The 13697-nt window shown below is 32.8% G+C and carries 14 protein-coding genes; 7 read left to right on the top strand and 7 right to left on the bottom strand.

All coding sequences use genetic code 11. The features are described 5' to 3' along the window. Positions 1-227: 227 nt before the first annotated feature. The 3 genes from Q0873_RS06995 to gdhA form a co-directional block, all read right to left on the bottom strand. A complete protein-coding gene (locus tag Q0873_RS06995; protein ID WP_299105401.1) occupies positions 228-653 on the bottom strand; it encodes a hypothetical protein in 426 nt (141 codons plus the stop codon). Positions 654-677: 24 nt separating this feature from the next. Beyond that, positions 678-1364, bottom strand: coding sequence for a hypothetical protein (locus Q0873_RS06990; RefSeq protein WP_299105398.1), 687 nt, complete (start codon positions 1362-1364; stop codon positions 678-680). 529 nt (positions 1365-1893) lie between these two features. Next, the gene (gene gdhA, locus Q0873_RS06985) at positions 1894-3234 is read right to left on the bottom strand and encodes an NADP-specific glutamate dehydrogenase (protein WP_299105396.1); all 1341 of its coding nucleotides are present in this window, start codon (positions 3232-3234) and stop codon (positions 1894-1896) included. Positions 3235-3422: 188 nt separating this feature from the next. Here gdhA and pheS point away from each other — a divergent pair, with 188 nt between their 5' ends. The 4 genes from pheS to Q0873_RS06965 are packed head-to-tail and all read left to right on the top strand — an operon-like array spanning position 3423 to position 6263. Beyond that, positions 3423-4442 carry a phenylalanine--tRNA ligase subunit alpha gene (pheS, locus tag Q0873_RS06980; RefSeq protein ID WP_299105394.1) on the top strand — a complete coding sequence of 340 codons (1020 nt, stop codon included), beginning with the start codon at positions 3423-3425 and terminating at the stop codon, positions 4440-4442. A gap of 21 nt (positions 4443-4463) precedes the next feature. Further along, the gene (locus Q0873_RS06975; RefSeq protein WP_299105392.1) at positions 4464-5189 is read left to right on the top strand and encodes a L,D-transpeptidase family protein; all 726 of its coding nucleotides are present in this window, start codon (positions 4464-4466) and stop codon (positions 5187-5189) included. Positions 5190-5195: 6 nt separating this feature from the next. Further along, positions 5196-5591, top strand: a complete 396-nt coding sequence (locus Q0873_RS06970) for a hypothetical protein (protein ID WP_299105390.1) — start codon at positions 5196-5198, stop codon at positions 5589-5591. A gap of 45 nt (positions 5592-5636) precedes the next feature. After that, on the top strand, positions 5637-6263 hold the full coding sequence (locus tag Q0873_RS06965) for a hypothetical protein (protein ID WP_299105388.1): 627 nt from the start codon (positions 5637-5639) through the stop codon (positions 6261-6263). A 6-nt stretch (positions 6264-6269) separates the two neighbouring features. On the opposite strand, the gene Q0873_RS06960 is transcribed toward Q0873_RS06965, so the two are convergent. Then, entirely contained in the window at positions 6270-6629 is a 360-nt protein-coding gene (locus tag Q0873_RS06960; protein WP_299105386.1) for a cupin domain-containing protein, read from the bottom strand. Between the two features lie 107 nt (positions 6630-6736). On the opposite strand from Q0873_RS06960, the gene Q0873_RS06955 reads away from it, so the two are divergent. Beyond that, entirely contained in the window at positions 6737-8101 is a 1365-nt protein-coding gene (locus tag Q0873_RS06955) for an alanine/glycine:cation symporter family protein (protein ID WP_299105384.1), read from the top strand. On the opposite strand, the gene Q0873_RS06950 is transcribed toward Q0873_RS06955, so the two are convergent. Both Q0873_RS06950 and Q0873_RS06945 read right to left on the bottom strand, forming a co-directional pair. Next, positions 8088-9824, bottom strand: coding sequence for a M28 family peptidase (locus tag Q0873_RS06950; protein WP_299105383.1), 1737 nt, complete (start codon positions 9822-9824; stop codon positions 8088-8090). The two genes, Q0873_RS06955 and Q0873_RS06950, sit on opposite strands and share 14 nt — an antisense overlap. 50 nt (positions 9825-9874) lie before the next feature. After that, entirely contained in the window at positions 9875-10594 is a 720-nt protein-coding gene (locus Q0873_RS06945) for a M50 family metallopeptidase (RefSeq protein WP_299105381.1), read from the bottom strand. A 130-nt stretch (positions 10595-10724) separates the two neighbouring features. On the opposite strand from Q0873_RS06945, the gene aspS reads away from it, so the two are divergent. Next, on the top strand, positions 10725-12479 hold the full coding sequence (aspS, locus tag Q0873_RS06940; protein WP_299105380.1) for an aspartate--tRNA ligase: 1755 nt from the start codon (positions 10725-10727) through the stop codon (positions 12477-12479). Between the two features lie 130 nt (positions 12480-12609). Here the strand turns inward: aspS and Q0873_RS06935 are convergent, their stop codons facing one another. Further along, the gene (locus tag Q0873_RS06935; RefSeq protein ID WP_299105379.1) at positions 12610-13083 is read right to left on the bottom strand and encodes an OsmC family protein; all 474 of its coding nucleotides are present in this window, start codon (positions 13081-13083) and stop codon (positions 12610-12612) included. A gap of 141 nt (positions 13084-13224) precedes the next feature. Between Q0873_RS06935 and Q0873_RS06930 the strand changes: the two genes are divergently transcribed. After that, a complete protein-coding gene (locus Q0873_RS06930) occupies positions 13225-13695 on the top strand; it encodes a DinB family protein (protein ID WP_299105378.1) in 471 nt (156 codons plus the stop codon). Positions 13696-13697: the final 2 nt, after the last annotated feature.

Below are 13697 nucleotides of genomic sequence, written 5' to 3'. Positions count from 1 at the left end.
GAAACGCGAAATCTAAAATGTAGATGGGTTATCTTTGAGTATTCAAGAAAAATTGTTGGGCGTTTTTTTAGAGCTGTATTAGTTGGTTTGACTAAAAGGAATTGTAGATAGTTTCAAATTCTAATGAAGAAGGAGTGAAAAAGTGCACCAATATTTTGATGCACTTTGATCGTATTATGATAAGTTGAACTATATAATACTTCGGTTTAAGATAGTCTCTTTGATTCTTACTGTGTTTTTATGGTATTGACATCTATTTTATAGAAGTAGCTGCTTCCGATGGTAGATAAAAAAAACATCAGACCAATAAATGAAAACCCAACAGTTTTAAAGATCAATTCAGATACATTCGATTCATAATAGTATCGAAAAACGAACAAACTAAGTAGTGTGAATACTGAGAAAAATAGTATTTTGTTACTTACAAGTGGTCTTATATTGATTGTAAAATTTTGCTCTTTGTTGTTAAGTTTTACCTTTGATTTTGCCCAAAGAAATTTTACCGTTATTTGAACTTGTTTGTCATCATTATAAGTAGTTATGGTAGAGTTAGACGGTAGTTCATATTTCTCATCATTTACAAATACCGATAATGTATTTGCGTAGCTTACATAACTATTTTTACGTATAATTTTAATACATCTTTTGTCCATTTCTTTAAATTTATTGGTTTAACATTAAGCATTGTATAGTGCAAGGGAGTAACCTCCTGCGATTAATGCTGCTGCAGGTCCTGTCCACCACCATAATGCTCCACCTAAAGCGTCTCCGATCATGGCTTTTTCACTTGGGTCTAACCCTTTTGATGTTAAAGCAAATTTGCTGTTTTGCCATAAATCTTTTGAAGCTTCTAATACATTTACAAACGCCTTTAAGCTATTCTTCTCATCAATTGTCAAGTTAGGATTACGTTGCATTTTATGAATTACATCATATGTATGCTCTAATGTTGGGTTCTTAACTATAGATAATAAGTTATCGCGCATGTATTGACTAATATGTTTATTGTTAGATAATACATTGAGTTCTACTTTAAAGTTAGCGTAAATTTCAGATGTTTTTAAACCAACATTAAAGCCCTCTAGTTGCTTGTTGTAAAATTCTTCATAGTCTTTTAATTCTGGGTTGTTTTTAATTGAAAACTCATAAAAACTTCTAACTAAAGATTTGGTGTTTTTAAAGTTGTTCGTTTTGTTGTTTTCTAAAAACTCAATTAGCAATTCATTATGTTCTTTTCCGATGGTTTCTAAGTAAGATAACTTATCATTTTCAATAATTTCTTTATCGTTTGTTTGACATGAAAATAACAGTAATGATAGTGATACTACTAAACAAAACAATAATTTTAAGTTTCTATAATTCATCTTTTCTATTTAATTTTTTAATACAAATGCTATTAACACTACTGCAATTTTTTAGGGTGCTAATATTATTTGTAATTGTTTAACTTTTCCATGATTTCTTTTTTGTCACTCATAACTTATGACAATTTTTGCAAAAATATTTTTAAACCTTATGCACTTACAAGGTTGTGTTTTCAAAAAAATAGAGGGTAAAGAATAGTGTTAAGAGTAGTATCAGTTAGCAATTTTACCTGACGGTTAATTCTTTAATTACAGAACAAATATAGAAGTTTGTTTGTTTGAAACAAACTTTTTTCTATTTTTTATAAAAATATGCTTTGTGAATAGTATTTTGTTTTCAGGAAATGGGAGGTATGCCTTTTTGGAAACCAATGGGAAGTCTCTTGTGAGGGGCATATTAATTTAAGCTTATGAAAAGAGAAAAGAAATAGGTTTAAAGAAATATATGAGATCTCTATAAATCAAAGTAAAAGCCTCATAGATTTATCTATGAGGCTTTTATTATATAGTTTTATAAAAGAGTGTATTATTATACAACACCTTGGTCAATCATAGCTTCAGCTACTTTTACGAAACCAGCAATGTTTGCTCCTTTTACATAATCAACATAACCTCCTTCTGTACCGTATTTTACACATGCTTCATGAATGTTATTCATAATTCCGTGTAATTTACTGTCAACTTCTTCACGAGTCCAAGATAAACGTAAAGAGTTTTGAGACATTTCTAAACCAGAAGTAGCAACACCACCAGCGTTTGAAGCTTTACCTGGAGCAAATAAGATTTTTGCGTTGTGGAATACTTCAATAGCTTCTGGAGTTGAAGGCATGTTAGCACCTTCAGACACACAGATACATCCGTTATCTACTAATGTTTTAGCTTCTTCACCATTTAACTCATTTTGAGTTGCACATGGTAAAGCAACATCACACTTCACTCCCCAAGGTCTTTCTCCTTTGAAGAATTTAGCTGATGGATATTTTTCTACATATTCGTGAATACGACCACGCTTAACATTCTTTAACTCCATAACGAAAGCTAATTTTTCAGCGTCAATTCCGTCTTCATCATAAATATATCCAGAAGAATCTGATAAAGTAACTACTTTAGCTCCTAATTCAGTAGCTTTTTCAGTAGCATATTGAGCAACGTTTCCAGATCCAGAAACAGCAACAATTTTACCATCAAAAGATTTTCCGTTTGCTTTTAACATATTTTCAGCAAAGTATACATTTCCGTAACCTGTAGCTTCTGGTCTGATTAAAGAACCACCCCAAGTTGCACCTTTACCAGTTAAAACTCCAGTAAATTCATTACGTAAACGCTTGTATTGACCAAACATAAATCCAATCTCACGTCCTCCAACACCGATATCTCCCGCAGGAACATCTGTATCAGGACCAATATGACGAGCTAACTCAGTCATGAATGATTGACAGAAAGCCATTACTTCACGGTCAGACTTTCCTTTTGGGTTAAAGTCAGAACCTCCTTTACCACCACCCATTGGTAGTGTAGTTAATGAGTTTTTAAATACTTGCTCAAATCCTAAGAACTTTAAGATTGATAAGTTTACAGATGGGTGAAAACGTAAACCTCCTTTATAAGGTCCAATAGCAGAGTTAAATTCAACTCTATACCCTCTATTTACTTGCGTTTCTCCATTATCATCAACCCAAGGTACTCTAAACATTAAAACACGCTCTGGCTCTACCATGCGCTCTAACAATTTTTTACCTTGATATTTAGGGTTATTTTCTATAAATGGAATAATTGCCTCGGCAACTTCGTGAACTGCTTGTAAAAATTCTGGTTCATATGCATTACGTTCCTTAACGTAATCCATAAAAGCATTTATTTTAGATTCCATAAAAACTTAGTTGTTCTGTTATAATTTGTTTCAAAATTTACCCTGCAAATATAGTTAATTTACAATTCGTTAAATTTTATTTTATACTTTATTTAACGTCTTTCTTAAACGTTTTCGTAAACAGTTGAAATTCCTCTTATTTTTTCATAAAAAAGCGTAAATTTGCGACTTAATTTTTTTGAAGAATTATGTTAGATAAGGTAAAAGAATTGATTGGTGATGTGCAAGCTTTTAAAGCTACGTCTAAAGAGGAGGTTGAAGCATTCAGAATTAAATATTTAGGAAGCAAAGGATTGTTAAAAGATTTATTTGCTGAATTTAAAAATGTAGATGCTGAATTACGTAAGGATTTTGGACAAGCTTTAAACAACTTAAAAAAATCTGCTGAGACAAAAGTTAGTGAGTTAAACGAAGCACTAGAAAGTGCTGTTGAGGAGAATGGTGTTTATGGAGACTTGACTCGCCCAGCAGAACCAATTGAATTAGGATCACGTCATCCAATATCTCTTGTGAAAAACCAAATTATAGAAGTGTTTAACCGAATTGGTTTTACTGTTTCTGAGGGGCCAGAGATTGAAGATGATTGGCATAATTTTACCGCTTTAAATTTACCAGAGTATCACCCTGCACGTGATATGCAGGATACATTCTTTATTGAAAAGAACCCTGATACCTTATTAAGAACACATACTTCATCGGTGCAAGTACGTTATATGGAAAACAACGAACCACCAATTCGTACAATTTCCCCAGGACGTGTATTTCGTAATGAAGATATTTCTGCGCGTGCACACTGTATTTTCCACCAAGTAGAAGGTTTATATATTGATACTGATGTGTCTTTTGCCGATTTAAAACAAACCTTATTATACTTTACTAAGGAGATGTTTGGTAAATCAAAGATTCGTTTACGTCCATCGTATTTCCCATTTACAGAGCCAAGTGCTGAGGTAGATATTTACTGGGGATTAGAAACAGAAACTGATTACCGTATAACCAAAGGAACTGGTTGGTTAGAAATTATGGGATGTGGAATGGTAGACCCTAATGTATTAAAGAATTGTAATATCGACCCAACTAAATATAGCGGTTATGCCTTTGGAATGGGAATCGAACGTATTGCAATGTTGTTATACCAAATTCCAGATATTAGAATGTTCTATGAAAACGATAAGCGTTTCTTAGAGCAATTTAAATCGGTTATCTAGATTGTCAAATAGCGTAGGAGTATGATAAGGAAAAAAACAATTTTTTGGATATTTCTTTTCATAGCTCTTGCTGGGTTATTTGTGTTTTTTAAGGAAGATAGTTCATTCTATCAACCTCTTGTTGCAAAAATAAAGGGCAAGGAAACGGTAAAATCTATTGTCGAAAAACATGAAAAATCAGTTTTTGAAGAACTAGAACCGAACCTAACTAAAATTGGACTTGGTACTTTTCCTGATAAGATTTCAATCTTAATTTTTAAAGAAGAACGAAAGATGCAGCTTCTCGGATGGAGAAATGGTTTTTGGTACTTTATAAAAGAATATAAGTTTACTGGTTTTAGTGGTGAGATTGGTCCGAAATTAGTAGAAGGTGATAGGCAGATTCCCGAAGGGATATATCAAATTGAATTCTTGAATCCAAATAGCTCATACCATTTGTCTTTAAAGATAAACTATCCTAATTCTTTTGATAAGAAAAAAGCTAAATTGGATGGTAGAACTAAATTAGGTGGTGATATTTTTATTCATGGGAAGAATGTAACGATTGGTTGTGTACCTATAGGAGATGAAGCTGTTGAAGAGCTTTTTGTTGTGGCGTCCAAAGCTTATAATAAAGGAATAGAAGTAATTATTAGTCCAAAAGATTTTAGAAAAGATGATTCTTTTCCTGAAATACAGAGTATAACATGGGAGAATGAATTGTACGAAAAAATTAAAACCAAACTTTTAAGTTTACCAATAAAATAGATTAAAATGAGAAAAGATATTCATATACCTGAGGTTACTGGAGTAGAAATTGCGGTTGTTTTAGATAAAAATGAAAAGGATCATTCAGATGAATGGGGAGTGTATATCATCAATAGAAAAGAAGTTGATTTAGAAATGGTGGTGATTGTTTCTCAGGGGTTTTCAGAAACGAAAAAGACTTCTTTGTTTAGAAGAAAGATAGATGTATTACCAGCAAATTCATATTCGAAATTTGAGGTAATGCAACCAGAATTGTTTGCTTTAGACAATCGTTTTCAAGTAACTTTTTTTCAAAACAATCAGTTACATGATAAAACCTATATCTTCCAAGCAGAAACCATTCAAGAAGCATTTGCTCGTGATATAGATATCTTAGGAAAGAAAGGTATTGCTATTAAATAATAAGTGTACCTTTAACAACTATTAATTCTTTATCCCCCGATCTACATGGAAGAAATATTAAAAATTACTAGCGGACTTTGCTGGTCAACGGTATACATCGTTTTAATTTACAATGGTTTTAAGTATAAAAGCTACGGAATGCCTTTATTGGCTCTCGGACTAAATTTTGGATGGGAGTTCTTTTATAGTTTTTATGAGTTAGATGTAAATGATATTAGCTTACAACGATGGATTAATATTTTTTGGTTTGTGTTAGATGGGGTGATTGTGTACCAATATTTTAAGTTTGGTAAACAATACTTTCCGAAGAAAATATCCGGAAAGCTCTTTATTCCTTGGTCTATATTAATTTTTGCTAGCTGCTTCCTCGTAGAGTATATGTTTTTGTATGAATTTGGAAGAAGTCAAGGAGCAAAGTACGCAGCTTTTTTGCAAAACTTAATAATGTCTTTCTTGTTTATAGACTTATTGCTAAAAAGGGCAAAAATAGAAGAGTTTTCTATGATAGTTGCTATTTGTAAATGGATAGGAACTTTGGCTCCAACTATTTTATTCGGATTAGAAAGTAACTTTATCCTTGTTATAGGAGGGTTATGCTGTATAGTAGATATGATTTATATAGGGGTATTGTACATTTATAAAAAACAAATGCAAAGTGTTGCTTCTACATAGTAAATACTAAATAGACTCGTAACTTTCTACAGTAATATCTGCCATTACATTCCCAGTATGTTTGGTGCTTAAAGGTTCAAACAAAAGAAGATGTACTTCTTCTTTAGCAACAGGTTTATGGTCTACTCCTTTGGGTACAATATAAAATTCGCCTTCATTTACCGTAATGGTTTCATCTCTTAATTCAAGAATTAATTGGCCTTTTAAAACCATAAATAGTTCATCTTCATTTTCATGATTATGAAAAACAAATTCTCCTTTAATTTTAGCTAGTAGTATTTGTTGTCCGTTTAACTCACCAATTTTTTTTGGAGACCATCTATCTGAAAATAAATTTAATTTTTCCTGAATGTTTATTACCGACATGTGCTGTTGTTTTAGTTCTTGTTTGTTTAGAGCTGATTAAATTACTCTTTTTAGAGGTAAAAATGCTTTATGTTTTGTTAAATTAGTTGACTCTAAAATAGAAATATATGTTTTTAGGAATTCAAGAAACAGTAGCCCAGTTTTCTTCATGGGTATGGGGAATCCCTTTGTTAATTTTATTAATAGGAGGTGGGTTGTTTTTATTTATATACTCAGGATTAATTCCTTTTAGATATATAGGTCATGCTGTGGCTGTATTAAGAGGTAAGTATGATAAGCACGATTCTCCAGGAGATTTATCGCATTATGAAGCCTTATCATCGGCCATTGCAGCAACGGTTGGAATGGGAAATATTAGTGGAGTAGCAATTGCTATTGCAACAGGAGGTCCGGGTGCTATTTTTTGGATGTGGGTAAGTGCATTTGTAGGAATGGCTACCAAGTTTTTTACCTGTAGCCTATCGGTGATGTATCGCGGGAAAGATGAAAATGGAAATACCAAAGGAGGTCCTATGTATGTAATTACTGAAGGATTAGGAAAAGGATGGAAGCCTCTGGCTGTATTCTTTGCTTCTGCAGGTTTAGTAGGAACACTTCCAGCCTTTCAAGCAAATCAACTCACTCAAACGTTAATAGATGTTTTTCAAGTAAAAGAAGCGAATTATTTTACAGCTAAATTACTCTTAGGGATTTCGATTGCTATCATTGTAGCCTTGGTTATTTTTGGAGGGATTAAACGAATAGGAAGTGTAGCAGGGAAATTAGTACCTGTAATGGTAGTAGTATATTTAATCACGGTAGCTGCTATTTTACTTTTAAGAATAGAAGAAATACCTTCGATTTTCACATTGATTTTTGAAGATGCGTTTACAGGAAAATCTGTTTTAGGAGGAGCTTTAGGAGCTTTAATCATTATAGGGGTTAAAAGAGCAGCTTTTTCTAATGAGGCAGGTTTGGGTACTGCACCAATGATGCATGGTACCGCAAAAACTAAGGAACCAATTAGAGAAGGATTGGTAGCCATGTTAGGACCTGCAATAGATACGTTGTTAGTTTGTTCGTTAACAGCTTTTGCCATATTAGCTTCTGGAGTTTGGAAAGGTTTTGAGGGGAATGGAATATCCATGACTTTGGCAGCATTTGATGCAGTACTTCCGTATAATTCAGGAAGTGTTATATTGACTATTTGTGTATTGATTTTTGCTTTTTCAACATTGTTTACCTACTCGTTTTATGGTTTTAGTTGTTTGAGTTTTTTAACCAATTCTAAAATAGGGAAGTCCTATAACTATATTTACATTGTTACTATTGTAATAGCCTCTATTATCAAATTAGATTTTGTCATTAATTTGATTGATAGCGCCTATGCATTAATGGCTATTCCAACAGTATTATCTACTTTGATATTGGCTCCTAAAGTTAAAAAAGCAGCAACAGTATATTTTGATAAGTTAAAAACTAATTCTTTTTAAACTCCTGAAGTCTTTTTAGTATTTCAGTAGCTAAAGAATCTATTTTTTTAGTAGTCTTTTTAAGTTGTTTTTGATGATTTTTTGAGTCTTTTACAATGTCTAAAGTTGTTTGAGAAGCTTTAACATACCAATCTTTCCAAGTAGTAATAATCTTGTTTTGGATAGCTAAAGAATCTCCTTTTTCCAAATAGATTTTACTTTGTTTCTCTTCTTCTAATAATCTAGAAACGGCAGCTGTTTCGATGTTATGAAGTATCTTGTTAGCTGTAGTATCATCACTGTTTAAAAGTGCATATGCAGAGGACAAAGAGGCAACTCCTACATTTTTAAGAGTCGTCTTAGAAACCTTATCAATTCGGTCATTGTCGGTATGATAAAATTGATCTGTAAAGTGCCAAAATAAAACACTTGGAATATTGCTTTTTAAAAAAGGAACATGGTCGCTACCGCCTTCAAAAGGGTTTGTGTTTACAACCCAATTAGCTCTTTTACCTTGCTCTTTAAACTTGCCAATTAAAAAATCGTTTAAATAGTGCGGTGTCATTTCATCAAGCTTCATTTTTCGTCCACCCCATTCGGTATGTTTATCATTTCCACGGGTCCAAATTGCACTTGGATCGGGCATTTTTTCAATTAAAAAAGTTCCTCCGGTTTTTTCAGTGTCTTCACCTACCATGTCTAAAGAAATTCCCCATTTGATATTTTTAGCTCGAATATTATCTTCTTTTACATATCTGTTTGTAGATACAATTTCATCTCCCCATAAAAAAGTTAAGGTTCTTTGAGGGGTGAATTTTTTCTCTTTCATGAGTTTGGCAGTAAGAATGGCCATTTCTAAGGCAACTCCAACACCTGTAGCATTATCGTTTGCTCCTGGTTCTTGTATATGAGCGCTAAAGACTAAACGTTCTTTCGGATATTTGTTTCCTTTGATATCAGCAACAATAGTTAATTCTTCAGATGGATAAATATTGGTTTTAATAGATACGTTTAAGAAAACTTTTCCTTTTAACAACTCCGCTTTTAATTTCTCTTTCGCTTCATAAGACATGGCAATTGCCCATGCTTTTACCTCTTCATTTAATGGAATAGATCTAAACTGAATAGACGTTGTATTTTTTTGAGGTTGTAAATATTTTGGATTACTATAAGTAATAAGCCCAGCTGCTCCCTTTTCTACAATGGCTTGGTTAAATATTCTGTGCGGATGAGTTTCTGCAAAAACAATTTTTCCTTTAACATCAAGATCTTTAATAGTGTTTAGATCTTTAACATACACAACTTCAGCAGAAACTCCTTCTTTAGGAGTACTGTAAGAGTTTAAAGCAATCATATTTCTATTGGTGCTATGTTGTAAAAGAGGCATGTCTTTACCATTTATTGTTACAGTAGCATCTACCGATTCCCATGTAGGTTTTTCTAAAGGTCTTTTTTCTATTCTATACGTTAAAAGATGAGCGTCTGTAGCCTTTTCTTCATTTACAAATCCAGACTTCTCCAGCTCTTCCGCAATCTTATATACACTTTTATTAAAACCAGTATTTCCTACAATACGCCAATATTTTTCTACAAAAGAAGTGGTTTTATAGGCTAAATCACCAGTAAACTCTTGGTTTAAAACATCAAAATAATTTGAAGTACTTGTTTGTGTGGTTTCTTTTGAATTTTTACAACTCAGAAAAACTAAAAGTAACAATAGCGGGAGGCAAGATTTTTTATACATAACTGGTTTTTGTGTGTTAAATGTACACTTTTAAAGCGCTTTGAATGATATTATTTTCTAAAATAAAAACGAACTCCTTTATAGACTATGTAAATGCTAATGAGGATAATTAATAAAGCCCAAAACCAATAGGTTCCAAAACTATTTTCGGCTATGTTTTGAGTATCTGAGTTTAACACTTGATTACCCCTTATAAATTGTTTGGTGAATAAATAATCTAATTGTAAGTAACTACTAAAAATTGCTTGTAACCCAAGAAACAACAAGGTGCTCAGTTCTAATGTTTTGTTTTTGGTAAATGAAATGATACCTAAGGTAAGGGCAAAAACACTAAGTGTTATGATTCCCCAAAAAGAACGAATCCATAACAGTAATGAAAGGATTATAAAAGCAATTAAAATTCGCAAAGCTATAGAAGCAGTTCTTTTGGTTTTGGCACTTATGATAAATAAAGTACCTACAATGGTTGTTCCGAAGAGACCTCCGGCTGCCACCAAAGCTCTCGAAATGTTATAGGGTAAAAAAGCACTACTAACACTGGTATAAGCAGTACCACCACCGTTTCTATAAATTTCAAGATGACTAAAATCACCACCTAATAATAATGCGGTAACTCCATGCCCCATTTCATGAAACCAAGTACCTAACAATCGAAAAGGATATTGTACTATGGAAAAAACAGGCAACTGTAATAAGATGAAAATAAGTACAGTGGCTGTTAAGATGATATAGTGTTGTTGTTTAGATATTGCAGGGTTGTTAATTTTCATAGAATAAATACTATTTTCAATAGTTCTGTAATTTTTTCTATAAAATTACAATATTTAAGAGAAAACTAAGGGATGGTAATTTTTTGCATACAGACATTATAGTTAAATTTGCACCTCAAAATTTCAAGAAATGTACAGAACGCATACTTGTGGCGAGTTAAGAGCGTCGCATATCAATACAGAAGTAACCCTTTCAGGTTGGGTGCAAAAATCACGTGATAAAGGATTTATGATTTGGGTAGATTTACGTGATCGTTACGGAATTACACAGTTAATTTTTGACGAAGAGCGTACCGCTAAAGACTTAATGGAGAAGGCAAAAACCTTAGGGCGTGAATTTGTAATTCAAGTAAAAGGAACTGTTATTGAGCGTGCTTCTAAAAACGCAAATATTCCTACTGGAGATGTTGAGGTATTAGTTGCTGAATTAGAAGTTTTAAATGAAGCTAAATTACCACCATTTACAATTGAAGATGAAACAGATGGGGGAGAAGACATTCGTATGCAATATCGTTATTTAGATATTCGTCGTAATCCAGTAAAGAATAGCTTAGTGTTCCGTCATAAAGTTTCTATGGAAGTACGTAAGTATCTTTCAGATAAAGGATTTATTGATGTAGAAACTCCATATTTAATCAAATCTACACCAGAAGGAGCACGTGATTTCTTAGTGCCTTCTCGTATGAATGCTGGTCAGTTTTATGCATTACCACAATCGCCACAAACCTTTAAGCAATTATTAATGGTAGGTGGAATGGATAAGTATTTCCAGATTGTAAAGTGTTTTAGAGATGAAGATTTACGTGCCGATCGTCAACCAGAGTTTACACAAATAGACTGTGAAATGGCTTTTGTGGAGCAAGAAGATATCTTAGAGATTTTTGAAGGAATGACACGTCATTTATTGAAAGAAATCAACGGAGTTGAGGTAGATAAATTCCCAAGAATCACGTTTGATGAAGCAATGCGTAAGTACGGAAATGACAAGCCAGATATTCGTTTTGGGATGGAGTTTGGTGAGTTAAACGAAGTAGCACAACACAAAGATTTCAAAGTATTTAACGATGCTGAATTAGTAGTTGGTATTGCTGTTCCAGGAGGAGCTTCGTATACGCGTAAAGAAATTGATAAATTAATTGATTGGGTAAAGCGTCCGCAAGTAGGAGCTTTAGGAATGGTATATGTAAAGTGTAATGAAGATGGTTCGTTTAAATCGTCTGTAGATAAATTCTACGATCAAGAAGATTTAGCAAAATGGGCGGAAGCTACAGGAGCAAAAGCAGGAGATTTAATCTGTGTGCTTTCTGGAAACACCAATAAAGTACGTGCACAATTAAGTGCTTTACGTATGGAAATGGCAGAGCGTTTAGGTTTACGTAAACCAGACGAGTTTGCTCCATTATGGGTAATTGACTTCCCATTATTAGAGTTAGATGAAGAAACAGGTCATTATCATGCAATGCACCACCCGTTTACTTCACCAAAACCAGGTCAGTTAGAATTATTAGATACAAAACCAGGTGATGTAAAAGCAAATGCATACGATTTAGTATTAAATGGAAATGAAATCGGTGGAGGTTCTATTCGTATTCACGATAAAGAAACACAAGCTATCATGTTTAAGCATTTAGGATTTACTGAAGAAGAGGCAAAAGCTCAGTTCGGATTCTTAATGGATGCATTTGAATATGGTGCGCCACCACACGGAGGTTTAGCATTTGGTTTAGACCGTTTGGTAGCTATTTTAGGAGGGCAAGAAACAATTCGTGATTTTATCGCATTCCCTAAAAATAATTCTGGACGTGATGTAATGATTGATGCGCCTGCAACGATTGACAATGCACAGTTAAAAGAGTTAAGCATTCAATTAGATGTAAAAGAATAATAGTAGGTCATTACGAGCCAAAGAGAAGTAATTTGTTTACTGAAATTCAGAAGACAAAAATTACTTTGTTTTATTCACAATGATATATAAAATATAAACCCCGTTCACAATGGAGAACGGGGTTTTGTTTTTATGACATAACAATACATATTGGGTTGTGTTCAATTGCAAAGTTGACTGAGTTAGCTATAAAACAATATTCATTAGCTTTTTGATGTAATGCTATTGCTTTTTCTTTCATAGAAGCCTCTAAAACGGTAACTGTTGGGTTTAAGGTTACTTTAGAAAAACTACCTTTTCCATTAGAATCTATTTTCATAACACCAGAGATGCCATCTTGGTAAGCGGTTACGATCACATTTTCTTCAGAACATAAATGCAAGTACCAAAGCATATGACATGATGCTAGAGCCGTAATTAAAAGTTCTTCGGGATTATATTTTGTACCATCTCCTTTAAAAGCTACATCGGAAGAACCTAAAATTGGTGGTTTATTATTTATGTTCATAGTATAGCTCCTTTCATAACTATTATAATTCAATGTTCCTTTTCCTTTGTTTCCAGTCCAAATTACTGCTGCCGTATAATTAAAATCTTTTTTCATAATCTTTAAGTACTTGAATGTTTTTTATTTATAAAATGATGTATGATTTCAACAAAGAAAGAGCAACAAAAAAAGGAATAGTTCATTTTAAAATGAACTATTAAAATTAGCATCGATTTACCTTTGAGGAAAAGAAAAAACATGGACTCAAAATCGATTATTTTATTAAACTTTAAAGAAACCAGACGAAGAAGTATTAATTTGTGGAAAGGAATTCCTTTTGAATATTTACATTGGAAACCCGATAGTGAAGCTATGAGTTGTATCGAGATGATTCGACATGTGTTAGAAGCAGAGCATTTATTTCATACCATTATAAAAAATAGAGGTAATTTAGGCGATTATGCATCGCCCTGGGAAGGTTTAGCGTTTATAGATGTACAACATGAATTACAATTCGCAGAGCTGTATAAAATAGAGTTATATGCGATGATAGAACAACTATCTGAAAGCGATTTGACAAACATTATTATTGATCGAAAAGAAGTAAACCAGATAAAGCAGTTGGGAGATTATTTAAATAGAATGGTATATCATGAAGCTGTTCATACAGGTCAATTATTAAGTTATTTAAGAACATTGAACATTACAAGACCACAAGTTTGGGATTAATC

Source organism: uncultured Tenacibaculum sp. (genome assembly GCF_947498805.1).
In the GTDB taxonomy this organism is placed as follows: Bacteria; Bacteroidota; Bacteroidia; order Flavobacteriales; family Flavobacteriaceae; genus Polaribacter.
Note: the sequence above shows the minus strand (reverse complement) of the source record. Positions and strands in the feature narration are given on the sequence as shown.